Source organism: Achromobacter sp. (assembly GCF_032102605.1).
In the GTDB taxonomy this organism is placed as follows: domain Bacteria; phylum Pseudomonadota; class Gammaproteobacteria; order Burkholderiales; family Burkholderiaceae_B; genus Achromobacter.
Genome location: NZ_DAMDGT010000020.1, coordinates 25020 through 49690, shown reverse-complemented (window position 1 = coordinate 49690; position 24671 = coordinate 25020). Strand labels below are relative to the sequence as shown.

At 64.7% G+C, this 24671-nt stretch carries 23 protein-coding genes and 2 tRNA genes; 8 read left to right on the top strand and 17 right to left on the bottom strand.

Annotated features, from left to right (window positions below):
- Positions 1 to 38 precede the first annotated feature (38 nt).
- The 3 genes from RT614_RS27215 to RT614_RS27205 all read left to right on the top strand — a co-directional run bounded on the left by RT614_RS27215 (position 39) and on the right by RT614_RS27205 (position 2929).
- Positions 39 to 1013: a TRAP transporter substrate-binding protein gene (locus RT614_RS27215; protein WP_313625511.1), complete on the top strand. Its 975-nt coding sequence runs from the start codon at positions 39 to 41 to the stop codon at positions 1011 to 1013.
- Between the two features lie 101 nt (positions 1014 to 1114).
- A complete protein-coding gene (locus RT614_RS27210) occupies positions 1115 to 1615 on the top strand; it encodes a TRAP transporter small permease (RefSeq protein WP_313625509.1) in 501 nt (166 codons plus the stop codon).
- 36 nt (positions 1616 to 1651) lie between these two features.
- On the top strand, positions 1652 to 2929 hold the full coding sequence (locus RT614_RS27205; protein ID WP_313625507.1) for a TRAP transporter large permease: 1278 nt from the start codon (positions 1652 to 1654) through the stop codon (positions 2927 to 2929).
- A gap of 169 nt (positions 2930 to 3098) precedes the next feature.
- Here RT614_RS27205 and RT614_RS27200 read toward each other — a convergent pair whose 3' ends face one another.
- A complete protein-coding gene (locus tag RT614_RS27200) occupies positions 3099 to 3389 on the bottom strand; it encodes a DUF3579 domain-containing protein (protein WP_129246681.1) in 291 nt (96 codons plus the stop codon).
- 178 nt (positions 3390 to 3567) lie between these two features.
- Here RT614_RS27200 and RT614_RS27195 point away from each other — a divergent pair, with 178 nt between their 5' ends.
- Together RT614_RS27195 and argF are read left to right on the top strand one after the other, a co-directional pair.
- Positions 3568 to 4749, top strand: a complete 1182-nt coding sequence (locus tag RT614_RS27195; RefSeq protein WP_313625502.1) for an aspartate aminotransferase family protein — start codon at positions 3568 to 3570, stop codon at positions 4747 to 4749.
- 56 nt (positions 4750 to 4805) lie between these two features.
- Positions 4806 to 5747, top strand: coding sequence for an ornithine carbamoyltransferase (argF, locus tag RT614_RS27190; protein WP_313625501.1), 942 nt, complete (start codon positions 4806 to 4808; stop codon positions 5745 to 5747).
- A 71-nt stretch (positions 5748 to 5818) separates the two neighbouring features.
- Here argF and RT614_RS27185 read toward each other — a convergent pair whose 3' ends face one another.
- From RT614_RS27185 to RT614_RS27170, 4 genes are all read right to left on the bottom strand, one after another.
- Positions 5819 to 6379, bottom strand: a complete 561-nt coding sequence (locus RT614_RS27185; protein ID WP_313625499.1) for a DUF4286 family protein — start codon at positions 6377 to 6379, stop codon at positions 5819 to 5821.
- Positions 6380 to 6391: 12 nt separating this feature from the next.
- Positions 6392 to 6922 carry a carboxymuconolactone decarboxylase family protein gene (locus RT614_RS27180; RefSeq protein WP_313625497.1) on the bottom strand — a complete coding sequence of 177 codons (531 nt, stop codon included), beginning with the start codon at positions 6920 to 6922 and terminating at the stop codon, positions 6392 to 6394.
- A 2-nt stretch (positions 6923 to 6924) separates the two neighbouring features.
- A complete protein-coding gene (locus RT614_RS27175) occupies positions 6925 to 7878 on the bottom strand; it encodes a Bug family tripartite tricarboxylate transporter substrate binding protein (protein WP_313625495.1) in 954 nt (317 codons plus the stop codon).
- A gap of 71 nt (positions 7879 to 7949) precedes the next feature.
- Complete coding sequence (locus tag RT614_RS27170; protein ID WP_313625560.1) at positions 7950 to 8816, bottom strand: amidohydrolase family protein; 867 nt, start codon at positions 8814 to 8816, stop codon at positions 7950 to 7952.
- Between the two features lie 96 nt (positions 8817 to 8912).
- On the opposite strand from RT614_RS27170, the gene RT614_RS27165 reads away from it, so the two are divergent.
- The gene (locus RT614_RS27165; RefSeq protein WP_313625493.1) at positions 8913 to 9821 is read left to right on the top strand and encodes a LysR substrate-binding domain-containing protein; all 909 of its coding nucleotides are present in this window, start codon (positions 8913 to 8915) and stop codon (positions 9819 to 9821) included.
- 159 nt (positions 9822 to 9980) lie between these two features.
- Positions 9981 to 11324, top strand: a complete 1344-nt coding sequence (gene argG / locus RT614_RS27160) for an argininosuccinate synthase (protein WP_313625491.1) — start codon at positions 9981 to 9983, stop codon at positions 11322 to 11324.
- A 98-nt stretch (positions 11325 to 11422) separates the two neighbouring features.
- Here argG and RT614_RS27155 read toward each other — a convergent pair whose 3' ends face one another.
- The 12 genes from RT614_RS27155 to rnr form a co-directional block, all read right to left on the bottom strand.
- Entirely contained in the window at positions 11423 to 13357 is a 1935-nt protein-coding gene (locus RT614_RS27155) for a potassium transporter Kup (RefSeq protein ID WP_409558527.1), read from the bottom strand.
- A complete protein-coding gene (locus RT614_RS27150) occupies positions 13354 to 14379 on the bottom strand; it encodes a sensor histidine kinase (RefSeq protein ID WP_409558526.1) in 1026 nt (341 codons plus the stop codon). Before RT614_RS27150 ends, RT614_RS27155 begins: the two co-directional genes overlap by 4 nt.
- A gap of 156 nt (positions 14380 to 14535) precedes the next feature.
- Complete coding sequence (locus RT614_RS27145; RefSeq protein ID WP_006218435.1) at positions 14536 to 15207, bottom strand: response regulator transcription factor; 672 nt, start codon at positions 15205 to 15207, stop codon at positions 14536 to 14538.
- Between the two features lie 64 nt (positions 15208 to 15271).
- The gene (locus RT614_RS27140) at positions 15272 to 15757 is read right to left on the bottom strand and encodes a biopolymer transporter ExbD (protein WP_313625488.1); all 486 of its coding nucleotides are present in this window, start codon (positions 15755 to 15757) and stop codon (positions 15272 to 15274) included.
- A complete protein-coding gene (locus RT614_RS27135) occupies positions 15757 to 16731 on the bottom strand; it encodes a MotA/TolQ/ExbB proton channel family protein (protein ID WP_313625486.1) in 975 nt (324 codons plus the stop codon). The genes RT614_RS27140 and RT614_RS27135 overlap by 1 nt, the downstream gene beginning before the upstream one ends.
- A gap of 1 nt (position 16732) precedes the next feature.
- Positions 16733 to 17551: an energy transducer TonB gene (locus RT614_RS27130; protein ID WP_313625484.1), complete on the bottom strand. Its 819-nt coding sequence runs from the start codon at positions 17549 to 17551 to the stop codon at positions 16733 to 16735.
- A 391-nt stretch (positions 17552 to 17942) separates the two neighbouring features.
- Positions 17943 to 18018, bottom strand: a tRNA-Val gene (locus RT614_RS27125).
- A gap of 145 nt (positions 18019 to 18163) precedes the next feature.
- The gene (locus tag RT614_RS27120) at positions 18164 to 18436 is read right to left on the bottom strand and encodes an HU family DNA-binding protein (RefSeq protein WP_003812968.1); all 273 of its coding nucleotides are present in this window, start codon (positions 18434 to 18436) and stop codon (positions 18164 to 18166) included.
- Between the two features lie 353 nt (positions 18437 to 18789).
- Complete coding sequence (locus RT614_RS27115; protein ID WP_313625483.1) at positions 18790 to 19470, bottom strand: Fe2+-dependent dioxygenase; 681 nt, start codon at positions 19468 to 19470, stop codon at positions 18790 to 18792.
- Between the two features lie 57 nt (positions 19471 to 19527).
- The gene (locus RT614_RS27110) at positions 19528 to 20772 is read right to left on the bottom strand and encodes a cystathionine gamma-synthase family protein (RefSeq protein WP_313625558.1); all 1245 of its coding nucleotides are present in this window, start codon (positions 20770 to 20772) and stop codon (positions 19528 to 19530) included.
- Positions 20773 to 20816: 44 nt separating this feature from the next.
- Positions 20817 to 21554: a 23S rRNA (guanosine(2251)-2'-O)-methyltransferase RlmB gene (gene rlmB, locus RT614_RS27105; RefSeq protein ID WP_313625481.1), complete on the bottom strand. Its 738-nt coding sequence runs from the start codon at positions 21552 to 21554 to the stop codon at positions 20817 to 20819.
- A 140-nt stretch (positions 21555 to 21694) separates the two neighbouring features.
- Positions 21695 to 24160: a ribonuclease R gene (gene rnr / locus RT614_RS27100; protein ID WP_313625480.1), complete on the bottom strand. Its 2466-nt coding sequence runs from the start codon at positions 24158 to 24160 to the stop codon at positions 21695 to 21697.
- 271 nt (positions 24161 to 24431) lie between these two features.
- On the opposite strand from rnr, the gene RT614_RS27095 reads away from it, so the two are divergent.
- Positions 24432 to 24516 (top strand) — tRNA-Leu (locus RT614_RS27095).
- The last annotated feature ends 155 nt before the right edge of the window (positions 24517 to 24671 follow it).

Genomic DNA, 24671 nt, shown 5'->3' with positions numbered 1-24671 from the left:
CAAGTCGCCCATAAAGATAACCAATTCCGGAGAAGACAATGCGTAAATCCTGGCTTGCGGCCACGATTCTGGCCGCCTGCGCGGCCGCCACATCGCTGCCCTCGGCAGCCCAGACCACCCTTAAGATGGCCTACGCCCTGTCGACATCGTCGCACTACGGCGCCGGCGCCGACGCGATGGCCAAGTCCATCGAGGCCTCGTCCAACGGCAAGTTCAAGGTGCAGCAGTTCGCCAACAGCGCGCTGGGCGGCGAACGCGAAGTGATCGAAGGCCTGCAGATCGGCACCATCGACCTGGCCATCGTTTCGACAGGGGCTACCCTGAATTTTGTTCCCGAAACCGGCGTTTTCGACATTCCGTTCCTGCTGCGCGACCTGCAGCACGCCCGCGCGGTGCTGGACAGCAAAATCGGCCAGGACATGCTGGCCAAGTTCCCCAGCCGCGGGATCGTGGCGCTGGCCTGGGGTGAACAGGGCTTTCGCCACCTGACCAACAACGTGCGCCCGGTCAAGACGCCGGCCGATGCCAAGGGCCTGAAGATCCGCACGACGGAAAACCCCATCCACATTACCGCATTCCGCCAGATCGGTATCCTGCCCACGCCGATGGCGTGGCCCGAAGTGGCCACCGCCCTGCAGCAGGGCACCATCGACGGCCAGGAGAACCCCCTGTCGGTGATCACCTCGGCCAAGCTGTCGCAGATGCAGAAGTACCTGTCGCTGACCGGCCACGTGTATGGCCCGGCGCTGGTGCTGATGTCGGCGAACGTCTATGAAGGCCTGTCGGCCGCCGACAAGGCCAACTTCGACAAGGCCGGGAAGGAATCCGCCCTGGCCATGCGCGCCTACGTGGACAACATCGAAAAGACGGGCGTCGAACAGCTGAAGAAAGAAGGCATGCAAGTGTCGGAAGTCGACCGCGCCGCCTTTGCCGCCGCCGTTGAACCGGCCTACCCCGAGTACTACAAGAAGTTCGACAAGAAGCTGGTCGACTCGATCCGCGATACCAAGTAAGCAGGCACGGCCCCCTCGCGGGGCCGTTTGCCCTGGGGCGGGAGCGGCTTGCGATGCGCTGCCCGCCCAACCTTCCGCGTTTATCGCCAACGGAATTCACCATGCGTTTGCTCTGCGCTTTCGACCGCGGCCTGTTCAAACTGGTCTCGGTCCTCGCCCAATTATTGCTGGTGGCCGCCGCGGCCGCCGCCTTCTATCAAGTCATCGCCCGATTCGTGCTGCACTCGCCCGCCGACTGGAGCGAAGTGCTGACCCGCGCCCTGCTGATCTGGACCGTGCTGCTGGGCGTGGCCCTGGCCTTCCGCCACGGCGCCATGATCAGCGTGGAGCTGCTGCGCAACATGCTGGGCGGCACGCGCCGCCGCGTGCTCGAGGCCATCATCGGCCTGATCTGCGCCGGTTTCCTGGGATCCCTGGCCTGGATCGGCGGCAACATGACCTACCGCGTGCGCTTCCAGAATGTGCCCAGCCTGGACATCTCGATTTCCTGGATCTATCTGGCGATTCCCGTGGGGGCAACGCTTGCCGCCATCGCCGTGCTGGCCCGCTGGTGCGCCGGCGAGGAAGACGACGTGCCCGTTCGCAACGACGCGCAAGGCTGAGCCGAACCCTACAGAACCTGAGCAGCAGATATCGCCATGTCCCAATTAATGATTGTCTCGATGCTGATTTTCTTCGGGCTGTCGGTGCCGGTCGCCGTGTCGATCGGTCTGGCCAGCCTGGCGGGAGTCGGCGCATCCGGCCTGCCCTGGCTGGTCGTGGCGCAGCAACTCTTCGCCGCGCTGGACAAGTACCCGCTCGTCGCCATTCCCTTTTTCATCCTGGCCGGCAACCTCATGGAAGCCGGTGGCATCTCCGAACGCATGGTGGAATTCGCCAAGAGCGTGGTGGGCGGCATCCAGGGCGGTCTTGCCTGCACCTGCGTGCTGACCTGCATGATCTTCGCGGCCGTCGCCGGGTCCAGCGTGGCGACCACCTTCGCCGTGGGCGCGATCCTGATCCCCGCCATGATCCGGCACGGTTACCCAGCCCCTTTTGCCGCCTCATTGCAGGCCAGCGCGGCCGAACTGGGCGTGATCATCCCGCCGTCGATCCCGATGATCCTGTTCGCCGTGTCCACCGACACGTCCACGGGCGAACTCTTCATCGCCGGCGTGATGCCCGGCATCCTGATCGGCGTGGCGCTGATGTTCTACGTCTGGCTCTACGCCAAGCGCAACAACCTGGGCAAACGCGATGGCGAAGGCCGCTTGCCGCTGTGGCCCGCGTTCAAGCGGGCGTGGCTGGCGCTGATGATGCCCGTCATCATCCTGGGCGGCATCTACGGCGGCGTCTTCACGCCCACGGAAGCCTCCGTGGTGGCCGTGATGTACGCCGTGGTGGTCGGCAAGTTCATCTACCGCCGCCTCAGCTTCCGGCAACTGTCGGACACACTGCACAAGTCCGTGGTGTCCACCGCCGTCATCATGTTCGTGATCGCCAACGCCGGCGTGTTCAGCTTCCTGCTCAATCGCGCCGGCATTCCCGACGCGCTGGGCGTGTGGCTGTCGCAACTGTTCGACACGCAGATCTCGTTCCTGATGGGCATCAACGCCGCGCTGTTCGTGATCGGCATGTTCATCGAGACATCGGCGTCCATCGTGGTGCTGGCGCCCTTGCTGCTCCCCGTGGCGCTGAAGTTCGGCCTCGATCCCGTGCACTTCGGCATCATCATGGTGGTCAACCTGGCGCTGGGCATGATCACCCCGCCGTTCGGCGTGAACCTATTCGCGGCCTGCGCGGTAGCCAAGCTGCCGCTTGAACGGCTGATCAAGCCGCTGGTGCCGTTCGTCGGCGTCGTGATCCTTTGCCTGATCGTCATTACCTACTGGCCGGGGCTGTCGCTGGGCCTGCGCGATCTGGTGTACGCGAAGTGAAACCAGGCGCTTGCCCGCGGCGCACCCCGCGCCGCAGGCAAGCGCCTGCCGCCGAACCCACACGGCGTTTTTTCAGGGGACGGAACGACGTCCCGCACGGCCCAAGGGGCGCACAGGAAGGCCAGAATGAGAAAAGCGCCCGGTTGGGGCGCTTTTTGGTTCTGGAGAGCTAGATTTCGCGTTCTTCCGTCTTGAGGTTGTTATCGCGGGCGAAGTCCACCACAAACTTGTAGGCCAACGGTTCCAGGTCGCGCAGGCGCTGATCGACCACGATCCCGCGCACGCCGTCGATCACGACGGGAAGCACATAGGGCGAATAAGTGAGGTGGTTACCAGCACAGCCGGCGGGCCGGAACTGTGCCATTACGCCGGCGAGCCGTTCTGCCCAATCGCTGGGACGGAATCGGCTACCGCTTTCGGTAACGCCATGAATTACGAATTGTCTGACGCGAGTTGCCATGAGTTCTTCACTGCGGGACGCCTCTCACGAAAGCCGGATCTTCGGCGTGATCAAACATGCGCCCCGCGCCGCGAATTGTATATGATTGATCCTTTGCCCTCTTTCGTAATGCGATTCGCCCCCGGATCCCCTCACGAAAAAAGGCATGGTTTGATGCCATCACCCAGGAGGATCCGCGATGAGCTCGCCTCTGGCCAACATCTATGCCCGGCTGCCGGTGTCGTTCACGCACGGCCAGGGCGTGTGGTTGTGGGACGCTGGCGGCCGCAAGTACCTGGACGCCCTGGCTGGTATCGGCGTTTCCTGCCTGGGACATGCTCATCCGAAGCTGGTCGCCGCAATCACCGAACAGGCGGCCCGCGTCATCCACACCTCCAACATCTACGAAATTCCCCAGCAGACGGCGCTTGCGGCGCGCCTGGCGGAATTGTCCGGCATGCAGGAGGTCGCGTTCAGCAACAGCGGCTCCGAAGCCAACGAAGCCGCCATCAAACTGGCTCGCTATTACGCGTACCAGCGCGGCAACAAGCACGCGCACATCATCACCATGGATTCGTCCTGGCATGGCCGCACCCTGGCGACGCTGGCGGCCACCGGCAGCGAAAAGGCGCGCAAAGGCTTTGAGCCCCTGCCCACCGGATTCGCCCAGGTGCCTTACAACGACCTGGACGCAGTGCGCGCCGCCGGCGACGCCGAGCCCCGCACCGCGGCGGTGTTGCTTGAAGTACTGCAGGGCGAAGGCGGCATCCGGCCGTCCGACATCGCCTATCTGCAGGAATTGCGCCGCCTGTGCACCGAACGCGGCTGGCTGCTGATGATCGACGAAGTGCAATCCGGCATCGGCCGCACCGGCAAGTGGTTCGCACACCAATGGGCCGACATCCGTCCCGACGTCATGACGCTGGCCAAGGGCCTGGCGGGTGGCGTCCCCATCGGTGCGATGCTGGCCGCCGGACCTGCCGCCGGCGTTTTCACGCCCGGCAGCCACGGCACCACGTTTGGCGGCGGCCCGCTGGTGTGCGCGGCCGGACTGGCAGTGCTGGACACCCTGGAATCCGAAAATCTCCTGGAGAACGCCCACACCGTGGGCGCCTACCTGAAAGATCGCCTGGCAAGCGCGCTGACCGGCACGGCCGGCGTCGCCGACATCCGCGGCCGCGGCCTGATGCTCGGTATCGAACTGGCCCGCCCCTGCGGCGTGCTTGCCCTGCGCGCCCTGGAGGCCGGCCTGCTTATCAACGTCACGCGCGACCGCGTCATCCGCATGCTGCCGCCACTGATCCTGACCCGGGAAGAGGCCGACCACGTCGTCGGCATCCTCGTCCCGCTCATCCAACAGTTCCTGGCCGAAAAACCATAATCAACGTCCCACCCGGGCCACGAGCCCGGCCGGGCCCACTGACCTGCGACATCACCATGACTCCTCCCACGACTCAAAACGGCCCGCTGCGGCATTTCCTCCAGTTCAAGGATTTTTCGTCCGCCGAGATCGCCTACGTGCTGGAACGCGCGCGCCTGATCAAGGAAAAGTTCAAACGCTATGAACCCCATATGCCGCTGCACGACCGCACGCTGGCGATGGTGTTCGAAAAGGCCAGCACGCGCACCCGCGTGTCCTTCGAGGCCGGCATGTACCAGATGGGCGGTTCGGTCATCAACCTGACGTCCAACGATTCGCAGCTTGGCCGCTCCGAGCCCATCGAAGACACCGCGCGCGTGATTTCGCGCATGGTCGACATCGTGATGATCCGCACGTTCGAGCAGACCCGCATCGAGCGCTTCGCGTCGCATTCGCGCGTGCCCGTGATCAACGGCCTGACCAACGAATACCACCCCTGCCAGATCCTGGCGGACATCTTCACCTACATCGAGCACCGCGGCCCCATCGCCGGCAAGACGGTGGCCTGGGTGGGCGACGCCAACAACATGGCCTACACGTGGCTGCACGCAGCCGAGATGCTGGGCTTCACGCTGCACGTGTCCACGCCGGCCGGCTATGAACTCGAGCCCGCGCGCATCGGCACGCCGCCCGCCAACGTGCTGCGCCAGTTCAAGGACCCCATGGAGGCCTGCAAGGGCGCGCACCTGGTCACCACCGACGTCTGGACCAGCATGGGCTACGAGGCCGAAAACGAAGAGCGCCGCGCGGCCTTCGCCGACTGGTGCGTGGACGCCGAAATGATGGCCGCGGCTGATCCGCAGGCGGTGTTCATGCATTGCCTGCCCGCCCACCGCGGTGAAGAGGTCACCGGCGAAGTCATCGACGGACCGCAAAGCGTGGTCTGGGACGAGGCCGAGAACCGCCTGCACGTGCAGAAGGCGCTGATGGAATTCCTGCTGCTCGGACAGGTCGACTGAAGCCTGCTTCCCCGGCAAAAAGGCCCGGACATCTGGTGATGTCCGGGCCTTTTTCTTTCGGCGCTGCAACGCTACAGGATCTTCCTGAACATCGTGCGGCGCGTGTTGCGGAACGACGGCCTCACGCGGCTGCTCCAGTCTGTCGCGCGCACGGCAAGCCACGGCGGGCTGCCAAAGGTTTCCTGCGTGTGCAGGTCATAGCAGGCCAGATAGCGCGGCGACTCGTCGCGGCATTCGTAGCGCCGGGCGCGCACCGTGCCGGGCACGGACGCCAGGCCCGGCAGATGTTCCTGGTCGTACCAGGCGTTGAGGTCGGCTTCCGCCTCTGGCACGACGTCGGTCTCGACGATGTAATGCCACGGCGCGTTCTGCCCGGCCGACGCGCCCGCCAGATCCAGCGTCTGGTGCAGCAGGCGCGCATGGGCGCCCGGGACGAGCTCGGCCAGTCGGGCCTCGATCTCGGGCAGCGCCGCCAACCCCGTCACGTACACATAGGTGTCCTCGGCCTCCAGCGCCGCGAACGCGCTGACACGCGCGTCGGCCAGGCCATCCGTCAGACGGGCCGCCAGATCCTTGGCACGCGGCTCGTCGAAGCGCTCGCCCAGCGACACCAGCAATATCGTTTCCTGCACTGCCATCTCCTTTCAATGTCCGACGCGCAAGGCCACCAGGAAGCGCGACACCATGTTGTACGCGCCGACCGTGGCCGTCAGCTCAACCAATTGCGCATCATCGTAGCGCTGGCGCAGCGGCGCGAACACCGCGTCCGACACCTCGATGTCGCGCGTCATGGCATCCGTCAGCGCCAGCACCTCGGCCTCGCCCGGCGCCAGCCCCGGCACCTGTTCCGGCGCGGGATTGCCGCGCAGGACGTCAATCACTTCCTGCGGCATCCCGCCGGCCAACGCGTGCGGCACGTGCGCCTCGAATTCGTACGGCGCGTTGTTCAAGGTGGCCACGCGCAGGATGATGAGTTCGCGCAGGCGCGGCGCCAACGAGGTCTTCTGCCGGATGGCGGTCAGCATGGCTTCCCAGCCTTCCACCACGGCGGGGCTGTTCAGCAGCACCTGGTACAGCGGCGAAATGCGACCGCGGGCGGCGGCGATGCGCGCCTCCAGCACGGCCAGTTCCGGGCGCGTGCCCGGCACGACGGGTTCGACTCTGCTGGCGCTCATGCTTACTCCGGACGAATGTTCTTGCGCTGGATGAGCGCGGTCCACTTCTCGCGATCCGACGCGATCAATTGGGCCAGTTCCTGAGGCGTGCTGGGCGCGGCCTCGGCGCCGAACTTCTCCAGGCGAGCGCGGACGGCCTCGTAGCCCAGCGCGGCGCGCAGGGCCTGATTCAGCTTGTCCACCGTGGCGGCGGGCGTGGCTGCGGGCGCGACAATGCCGTACCAGTTGTTGGATTCCACGCCGGCAATGCCCTGCTCGGCCAGCGTCTTGACGTTGGGCAGCAGCGGATGGCGGGTCGGCGCGGCGATGCCCAGGGGCTTGAGCTTGCCACCCTGGATGTGGCCGATCAGGCCCGGCACGTCGCCGAAAAAGCCCGACACCTGGTTGCCCATGACGTCATTGATCACCGGCGCCGCGCCCTTGTAGGGCACGTGGAGCACGTTGGCCTTGCTGGAATCCGCGAACATTTCCAGGGTCAGGTGCGGAATGCTGCCGATGCCCGACGAACCGATGGCCACGGACTGCTTCGCTGCCTGGGACTTTTTCACGAAGTCCGCGGCGTCGGTGGCGGGGTTGGACGGATTCACCACGAACACCGTGGCATTGTTCACCACGCGCGACACCGGCGCGAAATCGCGCGCCGGATCGTACGGCAGGTCTTTGTACAGCGCCGGGCTGATGGCGACGGCGCCCACGCTGGTGAGGAACAGCACGGAACCGTCGGCGGGCGCCTTGGCGACGTACGCGGCCGCGATGTTGCCATTGGCGCCGGCCTTGTTTTCGACGATGACGTTCTGCTTGAGCTCCTTGCCCAATTGCTCGGCCAGCACGCGGCCCACCAGGTCCACCGGACCGCCGGGCGGAAAAGCGATGATCAGACGCACGGGACCGTCGGCGTGGGCCACGCTCACGGCGGCCAGGCTCAGCACGGTGGCCGAGAGAATCTTTTTGAACATGGTGTCTCCTCGATGAATGAAGTTTTTTTGCGGATCCGGCATCACGGGATGCCGGCCGCGTTCGTTGCGTGCTACTGAAATCCGTAAAGCCGCGCGGGGTTGTCCACCAACACACGTTGACGAAGCTGCGCATCGGGGCACGCCTCGAAGAACGTGTCCACCAGCTCGCCATCGTCGGGCATGTCGCCCGCCACATTCGGGTGTGGCCAGTCCGTGCCCCACAAGGTGCGATCCGGCATGGCCTCGACCAACGCACGCACGAACGGGATGCCTTCCGCAAAGGGACGCACACCCGACGCAATGCGATCGATGCCGGACACCTTGACCCATGCACCGCCTACGTCGGCAAGGGTCAGCAGGGCGCGCATGGCCGGAGAATCCAGCCCGTCGGCCGCCTTCAGGCGTCCCATGTGATCCACGACGAAGGGCACCGGAAGCGCCTGCAAGCGCGGCAGCAGTTCAGGCAGCATGGCGCCGTCAACATGCAGGCAAAGGTGCCAACCCAGCGGCGCGATCAGCGCCACCACATGGTCAAACACGGCCGGATCGGGCGCGCCACCCAGGTGGGGCACGAAATTGAACCGCGCCCCCCTCACCCCGCCGTCGTGCAGCGCCTTGACGCTGGCCGCGGTAGCGTCGGCGCCCAGCAGCGCCACGCCGCGATAACGGCCCGCGCTTTGCGCCAGGGCGTCGAGCAGTGCGCGATGGTCCGATCCGTGGCAATTGGCCTGCACCACCACCGCGCGCTCGATGCCCAGGTGCGCGTGCAGCGCGGCCATTCGGGCGTACGGCGCGTCAGGCGGCGTGTAGGACCGGCCCTCGGCATACGGGAACACGTCGCCAGGTCCGAAAACGTGGCAATGGGCGTCGCACGCGCCCGCCGGCAGCACATGGCGCGGACGGGACGGCGAGGCAAGCGGGGGACGGCAATCGGACACGGGGGCTCCCAGCATGGAAAGCGCCATGGTCGCGGATCGCCGATGGGCGAACAATGCTATAACCAATATTTCAGATATAGACAATTTGAATATCCGATGGACCTGAAGCAGATCGAGTATTTCGTTCGGGTGGCCGAGCGGCGCAGTTTCTCGCGCGCGGCCGAAATGCTCGACGTCGCCCAGCCCACTCTCAGCCGCCAGGTGCGGCTGCTGGAACTCGAACTCGGACAACATTTGCTCTACCGCAATGGCCGCGGCGCGGAGCCCACCGAGGCCGGCCTGCGTTTTTTGGAACACGCCCGCGCCTTGCTGACGCTGGCCGAACGCGCCAAGGAAGATCTGCAGACGCTGCGGGAAACGCCCACCGGCAAAGTCGTGGTGGGGTTGCCGCCCCGCATCGCGCGCGTGCTCACGCCGCCCCTGGTGCAGGCCTTCCGCCGGCGCTTTCCGGACGCCTCCATCGCCGTGGCCGAAGGCCTCAGCGCCCAAGTGCGCGAATGGCTGCTGGCTGGCCGCGTGGACCTGGCTTTGCTCTACGATCCCGCGCCGTCGCCGCAACTGGCCTACGAGTCCCTCTTCCGTGAAGACCTCGTCCTGGCGGCGGCTGCGGGGCACCAGCCTCCCCTGCCGGAACGCGTGCCCGTGGCGCGGCTGGGCGACTACCCACTGGTGCTTCCCAGCCTGCCCAACGCCATCCGGACCCTGGTCGAAAGCGTCTGCCGCGCGCAGGGCGTGCGGCTCAAGGTGGCCGCCGAGGTCGACGCCGTGCAGACCATCGTGGAACTGGCCGCGCAAGGCGACGCCTACGCCATTCTTCCCCGGTCGGCGGCGCGCGGCCCCGCCGCCGAGCACGACCTGTCACTCAGCGCCATCGGATCTCCCACGATCACCAACAACCTCGTCCTGGCCAGCGCCCGCCACCGTCCCGCCACGCGGCTGTCGGCCGCCACGGGCGAATTGATCCGGGGCCTGCGCCTTGCAGAGCTGTTCGCGCCGGGCGGGTGAGCCGAGGGGGGAGCTCCGGGCGGGCGGCCCCCGGCGAGCGGCCCCGGGCGGGCAGCCCCGTGCGGTCAGCCTCGTCCCAAAAGAGTTAAAATGGCGGGCTACTTTTCTTGTTTGGCGGCTCGTTGCTGTCAAAGTCCTGTTGGCGTCTCACCTCAAACAATGACCACTATCCTCCCGAACCTGCCCACCGGCCAGAAAGTCGGCATCGCCTTTTCCGGCGGCCTGGACACCAGCGCGGCGCTCCTCTGGATGCGCAACAACGGCGCCATTCCCTACGCCTACACCGCCAACCTGGGCCAGCCCGACGAATCCGACTACGACGAGATCCCCCGCAAGGCCATGGCCTATGGCGCGGAAAATGCCCGCCTGATCGACTGCCGCGCGCAGCTCGTGGCCGAAGGCATCGCCGCCCTGCAGTCGGGCGCGTTCCACATCTCGACCGCCGGCATCACGTACTTCAACACGACGCCCATCGGCCGCGCCGTCACCGGCACGATGCTGGTGGCCGCCATGAAGGAAGACAACGTCAACATCTGGGGCGATGGCAGCACGTTCAAGGGCAACGACATCGAGCGTTTCTACCGCTACGGCCTGCTCACCAACCCGGAACTCAAGATCTACAAGCCCTGGCTCGACCAGCGCTTCATCGACGAGCTCGGCGGCCGTTCGGAAATGTCCGAATACATGCGCCAGGCCGGCTTCGACTACAAGATGTCGGCTGAAAAGGCCTACTCCACCGACTCGAACCTGCTCGGCGCCACCCACGAAGCCAAGGATCTGGAACAGCTGAATTCCGGCATCCGCATCGTCAAGCCGATCATGGGTGTGGCCTTCTGGCGCGACGACGTTGCCGTCAAGGCCGAAGAAGTCACCGTCCGCTTCGAAGAAGGCCAGCCCGTCGCCCTGAACGGCGTCGAATACAGCGACCCCGTCGAACTGATGCTCGAAGCCAACCGCATCGGCGGCCGCCACGGCCTGGGCATGAGCGACCAGATCGAAAACCGCATCATCGAAGCCAAGAGCCGCGGCATCTACGAAGCCCCGGGTCTGGCCCTGCTCTTCATCGCCTACGAACGCCTGGTCACCGGCATTCACAACGAAGACACCATCGAGCAGTACCGCGAAAACGGCCGCAAGCTGGGCCGCCTGCTGTACCAGGGCCGCTGGTTCGACCCGCAAGCCATCATGCTGCGTGAAACCGCGCAGCGCTGGGTGGCCCGCGCCATCACCGGCGAAGTCACGATCGAACTGCGCCGTGGCAACGACTATTCGCTGCTGAACACCGTGTCGTCCAACCTGACGTACGCGCCCGAGCGCCTGTCGATGGAAAAGGTGGATAACGCCCCCTTCACGCCGGCCGACCGCATCGGCCAGCTGACCATGCGCAACCTCGACATCGTCGACACCCGCGAAAAGCTGTTCACGTACGTCAAGACCGGCCTCTTGGCCTCCAGCGGCACGTCGCTGCCCCAGCTCAAGGACGCTACCTCGAAGAAGAAGTAATTCTTCAAGGCCAAGCAAAAACCCCTCGGAAATTCCGAGGGGTTTTTTATTGCGCCGCTGCCGCGGCGACCGGCAGCTTGCGCCGGCCATTGCGAATCCTACAGCTCCACCTGCATCCCCATTTCCACGACCCGGTTCGCGGGAATCTTGAAGAACTTGGTGCTGCGCGTCGAATTGCGCGCCATGAACGAAAACACCGCCCGGCGCCAGCGCGACAGCGCGGGCCTCTTGGCCGCCACGACCGTCTGCCGCGACAGGAAGAACGAGGTGCGCATCGGTTCCAGGTCCAGCTCCGGATAGGCTTCGGCCACCAGCCGCAACGCTTCCGGCACGTCGGGATCTTCCTTGAAGCCGTAATTGACCGTCGTCGCCCAGCTCGATGCGCTGAGCTTGTGAACCTCGAAACGCTCTTCCGGAGCAATGTACGGCACGTCGGCCACAAGAATGGTCAGGAACAGCACGTGATCGTGCAGCACCTTGTTGTGCTTCAGGTTGTGCAGCAGCGCGGGCGGCACGTTGCCCGAATTCATGGTCATGAAGATGGCGGTGCCCGGCACGCGCGATGGCGGGTATTCCTCGAGCTGCTCCATGAATTCCTTGAGCGGCTGGCGGTCGCGCTGTTGCATGTCCGACAGCAGGCGGCGGCCGCGCCGCCAGGTCATCATCAGCGTGAACACCACGATCGCCACCATCAGCGGCAACCAGCCGCCTTCATGGATCTTGAAGACATTGGCCGAAAACAGCAGCACGTCCAGCAACAGCAGCAGACCCAGCACCAGGAACCACATGACGCGCTTGATTCCGGTGCTGCCCCGCGGCAGCACCGCGAACGCCAGAACCGACGTCGTGAACATCGTGCCCGTGACCGCGAAGCCGTAGGCCGCGGCCAGATTGTCGGAATCGCGGAACCACAACACCAGCACCAGCACCGCGCACAGCAGCAGCGCGTTGACCTGAGGCAGATAGATCTGGCCCTTTTCGATTGCCGAGGTGTGCAGGATCTGCATTCGCGGCCAGAAGCCGAGCTGGACCGCCTGGCGCGTCACGGAATAGGCGCCGGAGATCACGGCCTGCGACGCGACGATCGTCGCGATGGTGGCCAGCGCGACCAGCGGGGCAAGCCCCCATTCCGGCGCCATCAGGAAAAACGGATTGCGGATTGCCGTGGGATCGCGCAGCAGCAGCGCGCCTTGGCCGAAGTAGCACAACGTCAGCGCCGGCAGCACCATGCTGAACCAGGCGCGGCGGATCGCCGGACGGCCGAAATGCCCCATGTCCGCATAAAGCGCCTCGGCCCCGGTCAGCGCCAGCACCACCGCGCCAAGCAGGACGAAGCTGATCCAGGGCGATTCGACGATGAAGCGCAGTCCCCACATGGGGTTCAGCGCGGCCAACACCTCGGGCGTCTGCCAGATCTGCCAGCCACCCAGGGCCGCCAGCGTCGCGAACCAAACGAACATCACGGGGCCGAAGAGCTTGCCCATCGTAGCCGTGCCGTGCGACTGGATGGCAAACAGCGCGATCAGGACGACGAGCGCGATCGGCACCACCCAGGCGTCCAGCGTGTGCGACACGATGCCGATGCCTTCCAGCGCCGACAGCACCGAGATCGCCGGCGTGATCATGCTGTCGCCGTAGAACAGCGCCGCGCCGAAGATGCCAAGCACGATCAGGATCCAGCGCAGCTTGCCTTCGCGCGCCCTCACCGCCAGTTCCAGCAGCGCCAGGGTGCCGCCCTCGCCCCGGTTATCCGCGCGCAGCACCAGCGTTACGTATTTCAGGGACACCACCACCATCAGCATCCAGAACAGGATGGACAGCACGCCCAGCAGATGAGCGGGTTCCAGGTCGGTATGCACGCTGAGCCCGGTCAGGCAGGCGCGCAGCGTGTACAAGGGGCTGGTGCCGATGTCGCCGTACACCACCCCCAGCGCGCCCAGCACCAGGGCGGCACGCGACGACGGCGCGTGCATGCCGCCGAGACCGGGGTGGCCTGAGGACGAGGATGGAGCGCTGACCGTGTCTTGGCTCATGATGCGGGTTCTTGGCGAGTGAGTTGAGCCCCTTTGCGGGGGCCAGGAAACACGACCGACAACCGTGTTCCGGAAAAATCAGGACGGCTGGTCAGCTTCCACCAGGCGCCGTGCGCATGCGCGATCTCGCGCACGATAGCCAGCCCCAGGCCCGATCCGCCCGCCGTGGCGGTGGGAGACCGGTAGAAGGCCTCGAAAACGCGGTCGCGCTCTTCGGGGGGAATGCCGGGGCCATCGTCTTCCACGGTGAGCGAAGGAGGATTGGCGCCCACGATAAGGGTGATCCGGCCGCTTGGATTGCCGTAGCGCAGCGCGTTGTCGATCAGGTTGCCCAGCAGTTCCGCCAGCAGCAAGGGGTCTGCATCGATCCAGATCGGCGTGTCGGGCGCGGCCAGGTCCAGTTCGTAGTGGGCTTCGCGCACACGGGGAAACCACTCGGCGCCGTGCACGCGCACCCATTCGCAAAGGTCGATGCGCACGAAGCTGTCCTGCGGCCGCGCATTCGGGTCGGCGCGCGCCAGCACCAGCAACTGCTGGCCCAGCCTTATCATGCGGTCGCTGACGGCCTTGATGCGCTCCGCGCGGGCCCGGACGTCATCCGGCAGGGGTCGGGCCAGCATCAACTCGGATTCGAGCCTCAGTCCGGACAGCGGCGTTCGCAACTGGTGCGCGGCATGGCCGATGAAACGCCGCTGCGCCGCCAGTGACGCATCCAGCCGCAGCAGGAGGTCGTTGGTATGCGTGACCAGGGGCTCGATCTCCACCGGCACGCCCGCGACCTCCAGCGGCTGCATATCGTCGATGGAACGCTGGCGGATTTCCTCGGACAGGTGGTTCACCGACCGCAGGCCGGACCGCACGCCCTGCACCACCACCCAGGTGAACAGGGCGATCAGCGCCACCTGACCCACGACCATCAGCCAGAAGAAGTCTTCCAGCATCCAGAGCGACATGTCGATCTTGTGCGTGATGACCCAGGTGGCCGCCAGGTCCAGCAGGACGAGCAGCAGGATCGGGGGCATCAGTCGGATGACCAGATGCCGCGCAAGGGAACGGGAGGGGAGCAAGGGGCGCGCAGCCGGGGACGGGTGAGGTGTGCGTTCCTGCGTCATGGCGCGAAGCCCTCGATGAGGCGGATGGATGCGCGCGGCCGGATCAAACCGGCCGCAGCCGAGCCGTCAGGCCGTTTCCACATCCAGCATGTAGCCGAAACCACGTACCGTCTGGATGCTGGCGCCCGTGCCTTCCAGGCGCTTGCGCAAGCGGTACACGTAGACTTCGACTGCGTTTTCGCTGAAATCCGCATCCCAGGCAGACAGCGAGTTCACGATCTGGCGCTTGGTCACGACACGGCCCACGCGGGCCATCAGCATTTCAAGAACGGACAGTTCACGCACGGACAACGACAGGCGCTGGCCATTGGCGCGGACTTCGCGACCGACGGTATCGAAAACCAGGGGACCCACTTCGATGAGCGGCTGCGCCTGGCCCGCGCGGCGGCGGCCAAAGGCGCGCACGCGCGCCGCCAGTTCAGGCAGTTCGAAAGGCTTGGTGACGTAGTCGTCCGCCCCGGCGTCCAGACCGGCGACGCGGTCTTCGATGCCGTCACGGGCAGTCAGGATCAGCACGGGAACCTGGTTGCCATCCTGGCGCAGTTGCCGCAGCACATCGAGGCCGCTCATGCCGGGAAGGTTGAGGTCGAGCAGCATGAGGTCATACGGCTGGCCTGCCAGGGCGCCCAGTACACGGTCGCCTTCGGTCAGCCAGTCGACCGCATAACCCTGGTCGGCCAGGAATTCCTGGAGCGCATGGCCCAGGGTGGTGTCGTCTTCGATTACCAGAACTCGCATGCCGCGATTCTAGCGCGATCCAAAAAAAAAGGGGCGCGAAATGCGCCCCCTTCCCTGGAATCGTTCACCCGCCGGACGGTGCCGGAGCGGGGGCCGGCGCCCCGGCCGGCGCGCCCGCTGCGGGAGCGCCACCGGAGGGCGGCGTCGTGACGAATCCGATGCGCGTCATGCCCGAACGACGAGCCGAGGCCATCACCTTGGCCAGCGTTTCGTAACGGGTGTTCTGATCGGCGCGAATGCGGATCTCGGGTTGCGGCTTGGTGCCGGCGATCGACTTGAAGCGATTCGGCAGGTCGTCGATATTGACCGGCTTCTCGTCCCAGAACAGCGCGCCGCTGGCGTCAATGGCCAGGTCCACGGTCTTGGGTTCTTCCTCGATCTGCTCCGCCGCAACCTGGGGCATGTTGATCTTGATCGAATGCGCCAGCAACGGCGCCGTGATGATGAAGATCACCAGCAGCACCAGCATGACGTCGATCAGGGGCACCATGTTGATCTCGGAAACCGCATGGCTTCCGGATCCTTTGCCCTCAAAGCTGCCAAAGGCCATTATTCGCTCCCGCGTTGAACCGCGTGCCCATTCTGGCGGCGCAGTGCGCGCACCTTGCCGTCGGACAGCGCCACTTGCTGGCCCGTGGTCAGGAACGCAAAGAGGTCATGCGCGAACGCGTCCAGACGCGACAGGAACACGCGGTTGTTGCGCACGAACGTGTTGTACGCCAGGACGGCGGGAATTGCCACCGCCAGGCCCAGACCCGTCATGATCAGCGCTTCGCCAACCGGACCCGCAATGCGGTTGATCGTCACGCCGTCGGACAGGCCGATGCCAACCAGCGCGTGATACACGCCCCAGACCGTGCCGAACAGGCCGACGAACGGCGCGGTCGAACCCACCGACGCCAGCACCGTCAGGCCGTTTTCCAGCTTGGCGGTTTCCTCGTCGATCACCTTGCGCATGGTGCGCGTGACGAAATCGGAGTTGCTGCCGGATTCTTCGAGCTTGGTCGCGCCGAACTTGTTGTGGTGCGCTTGCGCATGCATTGCATGGCTGGCCAGGTGCGAGAACGGATCACGCGCCCCGTGCGTGTTGATTTCGTGCTCGACCTGCTCCAGCGAGCTGGCATTCCAGAACTTGTTCAGGAAGTCGGCGGAACGCTTGCGCATGCTGACGTTGCTGCCGGCCTTGACCAGGATCAGATACCAGGTCACCAGCGACATCAGGATCAGGATGATGAACAGGCTCTTGCCCACGAAGTCGCTTTGGGCGACGAAGTGCAGGAAACCCATGTCGGGCGCAGCAGCCGGAGCCGGCGCAGCGGGCAACGCGGCGGCCGCGCTGTGCAGCGCGTCGGCTGATTGCTGGACGGCGCCAGCGGCTTGCTGGGCGACGTCGCCAGCAGTCGTGGCGGCTTGTTGGGCCGCAGGCGCGGCAGCGGCTGCCGCGGGCGCACCCGCTGCAGCCGGCGCGGCCGGGCTCGTGGTCGCCTGCGCCACCAGCGTGGCGCTATGCAGTGCGTTGGACATCTCAGTTCCTCATTACGAAATCGAACGGAATTTTTGCTTTGGCGGGATAGGCCACGCCATTGCGGGTATAGGGTTTGAATCGGCCTTTGCGGGCGGCGGCCAGCGCCGATTCGTCCAGGCGCGGAAACCCCGACGAAGCATCGATGGTCGCCCGCTCCACCAGGCCCTGGGTATTGATTTCCACCAGAACCACGACACGGCCCTCTTCGCGCATGCGGCGCGATGCCATCGGGTAGTTCGGCATCGGACGCGCCCCCTGGAACTCGATGCTCGAAACCATCACGGGCTGATCAGGCGGAGGCCCCTGCTGAGGCCCTTGCGGCGCCTGAGTGCCTTCGGGCGCACCGCTGGGCGGCGTCTGCTGCACCGGCGTTTCGGGCTTGGGCTCCGGCTTGACCTCCTGCTTGGGCTGGGGCTTGGGCTTCGGCTTCGGTTTGGGCGGAGGCGGTTTGGGCGCCGGCATCGGCGGTTTTTCAACCACCGGCTCAGGTTCGGGTTCGGGCTCGGGCTCGGGCGTCAGTTCCGGTTCCGGTTCGGGCTCGGGTTCGGGCTCGATCTCGGGTTGCGGCTCGGGCGGCGTCTCCGTCACTGGCTGCGGCACTTCGGGAGTGGGTTCGGCTTTGGCGATCTGGGGGATGGGGGCATCCACCACGCTCACCATGATTGCCTCGGGTTCCTCCAATTCAGGACGACTTTCCGGCGCCATGAAAATGGCCCCGATCACCGCCGCATGAAGCGCGACGACCGCCAGGCCAGCGCCTGCGCGAATACCAAAAGAAGACCGCGAAGAAGAATTCCAACCGGGTTGAAAACTAGGCATGAATCAGCCAGGGTGCATTGACTTATCCGGCCAGCCAGAACAATGACGCGCACCAGATGGCGACGCCGGCTGACCGGTACAAGCCCGTCATAATATCTTAAATGCGAATGATTCGCACGTTGTATTTCGTCTGGAACAGCGTAACACCGCTGATTCGGATCAAAGCGAAATCAATAAAAGGCTTACGAAAAAGTGCGGGCAACGACGCAATCACCCCGACGACAGGGTTCGAGGGCGATCGATGCGAAAGCAGGGAAAAAAACGAAAGCCGGAATTCGGCAGCCGGAAAACAAAAAACCCGCCACGTCGACGTGTGCGGGTTGTATGCGTCGGTTCGGTCGGACACTGATGTCCTGGCGAATCCTGGGAAAGCAAATACTTGAAAAGCTTTTGGTGGGTGCTACAGGGGTCGAACCTGTGACCTACGCCGTGTAAAGGCGCCGCTCTACCAACTGAGCTAAGCACCCATTTCGTTGCAGCTGCCCGCCGTTAAAGCGAGTTGGGAAACTGCCAATTGGGATACTCAAAAGCAATACGCGGGCCGGAGTATACCGGACCGCGTACTTGTCGGCAAATCGCCGCGCGAGGCGCCTGGCGATCCGCCTGCCGTGATTAGTTCACGGCGTCCTTCAGGGCCTTGCCCGGACGGAACTTCGGCACCTTGGCCTTCTTGATCTTGATGGTTTCGCCGGTGCGCGGGTTACGGCCCGTGCGAGCGGCGCGAGCCGACACGGCAAACGTGCCGAAACCGACCAGCGTGACCGTACCGCCCTTCTTCAGCGTGGTCTTCACGGCACCGATCAGGGCGTCGAGCGAACGGCCAGCGGCAGCCTTGGAGATATCGGCCTTGCTGGCGATATGATCGATGAGTTCGGTTTTGTTCATGCAGGTGTACCCCTCACAAGTGTGGAGTCTGCCAGGGGGCGGAGTTCATGGCCGTCAGGATGGATGCCACAAATGGACGCAAGACCAGGCAAACGACGAACAGACAGTGGATAAACTTTTTTCTTGCGCTGCAAAGCACAACTTTTAAACTGCTGCGCCGCTTAGGATTCGATGGCGTGTTGCCCCCAAATCGTCAGCGACGCAGACGTGTATTAGGCCTTGGCGTAGAGCCGCTGTCAAGCGAAAACCTCACCGCAACCCGCGCCAATACTAGCTTTTAGGCGTTTTCGCAATAAACAAAAACGCGCATTTCGGGGTTTGCGCGACACCCCCGAGAAACACTTTAAGCTTCATCAAACGTCGACCCAGCGACGCAGCAGGTTGTGATAGATGCCGGTCAATTGCACGATCGACGCGTGACCCGCAACGTCTTGATTCAGGCGCTGGATGGCCACATCCATTTCCAGCAGCAACGCGCGCTGGCTGTCTTCGCGCACTAGGCTCTGCATCCAGAAAAACGAACTGACCCGCGCGCCGCGCGTGACCGGATTGACCTTGTGCAAGCTGGTTCCGGGATACAGCACCATATGGCCGGCCGGCAGTTTCACTGCGCGCGGCCCGTAGATGTCATCGATGACGAGCTCTCCGCCGTCATAGGAATCCGGGTCCGAGAAGAACAGGGTGGCGGATAGATCCGTACGCACGCGTTCCGACGTGCCGGCAATGCCGCGCACGGCGTTGTCCACGTGATAACCGAAGGCTTCTCCGCCTTCATAGCGGTTGAACAGGGGCGGGAATATCTTGCGGGGCAAGGCCGCCGACATGAACAGGTTGTTGGCGGCCAGGCGCTGGAGGATCAGCGCACCGAGCTCTTGCGCCAAGGGATGCTGTTCGGGCAACTGCCGGTTGCGCTTGACCTCGGCAGACTGGTAGCCCGCGGTGACCTTGCCGTCCACCCAGTCCGCGGCATCCAGCCGCTGGCGAATGTCGGCCGCTTCCTGCGGCGTGAAGACTTCTGCGATCTGTATGAGCATGGGTTCCTACCCGATTGCGTTGCTGGCGCGTCCGGCGGCCGGACGACGCCTGCCGCATTATCCCTTCAGGCACCCATTGAGCGCCTGATCGAAATCAAACAGCAAATCGGCCTCGTCTTCGATCCCCACCGACACCCGGATCAGGCTGTCCGCGATGCCCATTTGCTTGCGGCGTTCAGCGCCCATCTCGTAGTAGATGGTGTGGGCAGCCGGCAGCGCCAGACTGCGGGTATCGCCCAGGTGCGTCGCCATCAGCACGACCCGCAGGCGATTGAGAAAATCGAAGCAATCGACGCCATCGGCGAGTTCGACGCCCAACAGGCCGCCAAAGCGCGAGCCGAACAGCGCCGCCGCGCGCGCATGCTGCGGGTGGCTTGCCAGGCCGGGGTAATGCACCTTGGCCACGCCGGAATGTTCTTCAAGAAAGCGCGCCAACGCCAGCGCGTTCGCGCAATGCTTCGCCATGCGCAAGGCCAGCGTTTCGGCGCCCACCGCGATGCGGTGCGCAGGCTCAGCGGCCAGCGTGCCGCCCATGTCGCGCAGGCCTTTCTTCTTGATCTGCGTCAGCCCCCAACCGGTGGACGGGCCCTTGCGATAGGCTTCGTAGATGTTCTCGTTGCCGGCCCAGTCGTACAGGCCGGTATCCGTGACCGAGCCGCCCAGCGCGTTGCCGTGGCCGCCGATGTACTTGGACAACGAGTTCATCACGAGCGACGCCCCGACCGACGCGCCCCGGAACATCCAGGGCGACGTCAGCGTGTTGTCCACCACGTAGATCAATCCCTTCTCGCGGCAGATCTCGCCGATCACCGCCAGGTCAGCCACCTGCGTACCGGGGTTGGCGATGGTCTCGGTGAAGACCATGCGCGTATTCGGCTGGATCGCCGCGCGCACCTGCGACGAATCCGTCGCGTCCACGAAGGTGATTTCCACACCCAGTTCCTGCAGCGTGCCGAACAGGCTGTTGGTATTGCCGAACACGTACTGGCTGGAGACGAGATGATCGCCTCGACGCAGCAGGGTCGTGAAAATGGCGGCCAGCGCGGCCATGCCGGTCGAGAAGCTGACCGTCCCCTTGCCGCCTTCCATCTGGCTGATTTTGGCTTCCAGCGCGGTCGTGGTCGGCGTGCCCTGACGCGCGTACGTAAAGCCCGCCTTGCCCTGGAACACGGCAGCCAGCTCGCGCGCGTCTTCGTACGCGAACTCGGATGACGGATGCATCGGCTTGTGCACCGCTCCGTGCTCGACGGATTGATTGCGGTCGGAATGGAGGATCGTGGTGGTAAAGCCGTTCTGGTGCATGATGGGCTGACGCAAAAAGAAGGGAATCTACAAAATAAGGCGGATCAGGATTGGCGCTGGCGAACGGTCTCGTACAGGCACACGGCGCTGGCGACGCTGACGTTCAGGCTTTCGACTGAACCCAGCATGGGGATATTCACGAGCTGATCGCAGGTCTCGCGCGTCAGGCGGCGCATGCCCTCGCCTTCCGCGCCCATTACCCAGGCCATGGGCTGGCGCGCATCGATGCTGTGCATGCCGCCCGTCGCCTGGTCGTCCGTGCCGACCAGCCACACGCCGCGGTCTTTCAGGCTGCGCATGGTGCGCGCCAGGTTGGTGACCATCAGATAGGGGACCGTGTCGGCCGCACCGCAGGCCACGCGCTGCACGGTGGCGTTCAGGCCGACCGCGCGGTCGCGCGGCGCGATCACGGCATGCACACCGGCGGCGTCCGCGGTGCGCAGGCATGCGCCCAGGTTGTGCGGATCGGTCACGCCATCAAGAATCAGCAGAAGCGGGGGCCCTTCGACCACATCCAGCACTTCGTCCACGTCGACGGCGAGCTGCCGCTCGTCGGCCAACGCCACGACGCCCTGGTGGCGCGTGCCGCGCGCCAGGCCGTCCAGGCGTTCCATCGGCACGGGATGCAGGCGGCGACCCGCCTTTTCCGCCTGCTCGATGAACGTCTGCATGCGCTTGTCGCGGCGCGAGGCCTCGACGTAGATTTCCTTGATCGACTCGGGCGCGTGCCGCAGCCGCGCGACAACCGCGTGAAACCCGGCCAGGACTTGGGTCGACGCCATAAAGCAATACCTTTAGATAAACGAATACCCGCCCCAGAGGGGGCGGGCCGCCGGAGCAGGCCGGCAATAACCGCAATGTTACCCCTTAAGGCCATGCCGCCCAACGACGGCCTGGCCATAAGGGTCAGGCGACCCGCCTGTCAGTGGCGCTTGCGGGTGGCCTTCTTGGCGGGCGCGGACCGCTGCGCGACCTTGGGAGGTTTGCTGGCCTTCTTGGCCTCGGCGCGCCTTTCCTTGGCAGTTTGCCCCTTGAGGGCGGCGGGCTTGGGCGACGCGGCCTTCTTGACCCGGCGCGTGGGCTCGTCGGGTCCGCGGGCCGCCGCCTTGCGCAGCGCGTCGAAGCTGGTGCCCTGGACCAGGCGGAACTCGATGCGGCGAGCCTCCAGGTCCACTCGGGACACCTGCACCTGGACTTTGTCGGTCAGGCGATACCGCATGCCGGTGCGTTCGCCGCGCAGTTCGTGCAACGCATCGTTGAACTGGAAGTACTCTCCGCCGAGTTCGGACACATGAACAAGGCCTTCGACGTGCAACGTGTCGAGCGTGACGAAGATGCCGAAGCTGGCCACGCCCGTAACGGTGCCGCTGAAGTCTTCGCCAACGCGCTCCTTGACGAACCAGCACTTGAGCCAGGCTTCGACGTCGCGCGACGCCTCGTCGGCACGACGTTCGCTGGCGGACAGCACCAGGCCCAGTTTTTCCCAGATGGCATGTTCGTGTTCGCGCTGCGTGCGGCCAATGACGACGGCGTGGTCATCCAGGCTGGGCACGTACCGCTGCCCCGCCAACAGGGCCTTGATCACGCGATGCGTAAGCAGGTCCGGGTAGCGGCGGATCGGGGAAGTAAAGTGGCTGTAGCCCGGGTAGGACAGGCCGAAGTGGCCCATGTTGTCCGGGCTGTACACCGCCTGCTGCATGGAGCGCAGGCACATCGTCTGCAGCAATTGATAATCCGGGCGCCCGCGCACCGAATCAAGGAAATCGCCGTAGTCCTTGGCGGTGGGCGTCTCGCCTCCGCCCAGCGACAGCCCCATGGTGCGCAGGAACTCGCGCAGCGACTGCAGGCGTTCCGGCGTGGGGCCTTCGTGGATGCGGTACAGGCCAGGATGCTTGCTGCGCGTCATGAAGTCCGCCGCGCAGGTATTGGCGGCCAGCATGCACTCTTCGATCAGCTTGTGGGCATCGTTGCGCACGGACGGCACGATCTGTTCGATGCGGCCCAACTCATTGCAGACGATTTTGGTCTCGACGGTGTCGAAGTCGATGGCGCCCCGCTTCTTGCGCCCCTGCGACAGCAACTGGAAGAGTTCGTAGAGATGCTGGACCTGAGGCATGACGCTGCGCATCGCGTGCGCGGCCGGCCCGCCCGGCTGCTGAAGCGCAGCCCAGATATTCGTGTAGGTGGTGCGGGCGTGCGAATGCATGACCGCGTTATAGAACTGGTAGGCAGTGACCGTGCCGGCCTTGGCGCCCGAAGCCGGAATGACCATGTCGCACACCAGCACCAGGCGATCCACATCCGGGTTCAGCGAGCAAAGGCCGTTGGACAGCGATTCGGGCAGCATCGGGATGACGCGGCGCGGAAAGTACACGCTGGTGCCGCGCTCGATCGCGTCGTCGTCCAGCGCGTCGCCGGGACGCACGTAATGACTGACGTCGGCAATGGCCACCAGCAGGCGCCAGCCGGGGCGCTTGCGCTGACCCGCGCCGAGTTCCACCGGTTCGCAATAGACCGCATCGTCGAAATCGCGCGCGTCCTCGCCGTCGATGGTGATGAGCGGCACGTCACGCAGGTCAACCCGGTCTTTCAGGTCGGTCTTGCGGACAACGTCGGGCAGACGGGCAGCCTGTTTCAGGGCCGGTTCCGTGAAGTCGACCGGCACGTCGAACTTGCGCACCGCGATCTCGATTTCCATGCCGGGATCGTCGATTTCGCCAAGCACCTCGGCCACGCGGCCCAGCGGCTGCGTATGGCGGGTGGGTTGCGCCATGATTTCCACCGCAACCACCTGCCCATGCTGGGCGCCGTTGGTGTCGCTGGGCGGAATGAGGATGTCGTGCTTGATGCGCTGATCTTCGGGCACGACGATCGACAGGCCGTGCTCGTGCAGGAAGCGTCCCACCAGTTTGTTGGTGCGGCGCTCGATGACTTCGACGATGGTGCCCTCGGGCTTGCCGCGGTATTCGCCCGACGGTTTGACCAGCACGCGGTCGCCGTGCAGCACCTTGAGCATTTCGCGCGGCGACAGGAACAGATCCGGGCCGCCATCATCGCGCAGCAGGAAACCGAAGCCATCGCGATGGCCCAGCACCTTGCCGGCCACGAAGTCCAGCTTGGTGGCCAGCAGCAACACGCCCTTGCGATTGGGCATCAGTTGCCCATCGCGCTCCATCGCACCCAGACGGCGCTCGAAGCCCACCATCGTCGCAGGGCGTTCGATGCCCATGCGCTCGGCCAGTTCAACAGGCGACAACGGCGAACCGGCGGCGCGCAGTGCTGTCAGGATGGCTTCACGGGACGGAACATCAGGATCGAAGTCCGGCGGCGCTTCGGGCAAGGGTGTTGATCTGTTGTTATTCGATTCGTTATTCGATCGTTTTGCCAAAGCTAAATTTTCCGTATATAATGCGCAGCTTCTGTGGTTCGCCCAAGGCTGAACACTGAAGCAGAAATGGTCGGAGAGGGTTTGAAAACCCGGGTTGTTTGAAAGACCCGCGTTAAAAACCCATTGTAAAACCAACTGCACTTAGACGCATGGTTTAGTTCAACGATTTGTTTTCAGCCGATTGGTTGAATATGTTGAACGGCAGCTGTTGAAAACTACAGCGATGCGACTGACGGCAGGGTAGCACATAGCTCTGACAGTATCTTTCAGTGCCCAGGTGGCGGAATTGGTAGACGCGCACGGTTCAGGTCCGTGTGCCGCAAGGTGTGGAGGTTCGAGTCCTCTCCTGGGCACCACGGAATTTATATCAAGGCAGTTTTGAACTGGCTTGATGGCAAAGGTTAAAAACCCCGGAAATCGAATGATTTCCGGGGTTTTTGCTTTGTGCGCCCGATTGGCTTTGCGTGCCAGATGACCTTGTGTACCAGATTGGCCTTGGGTACCAGGCTGG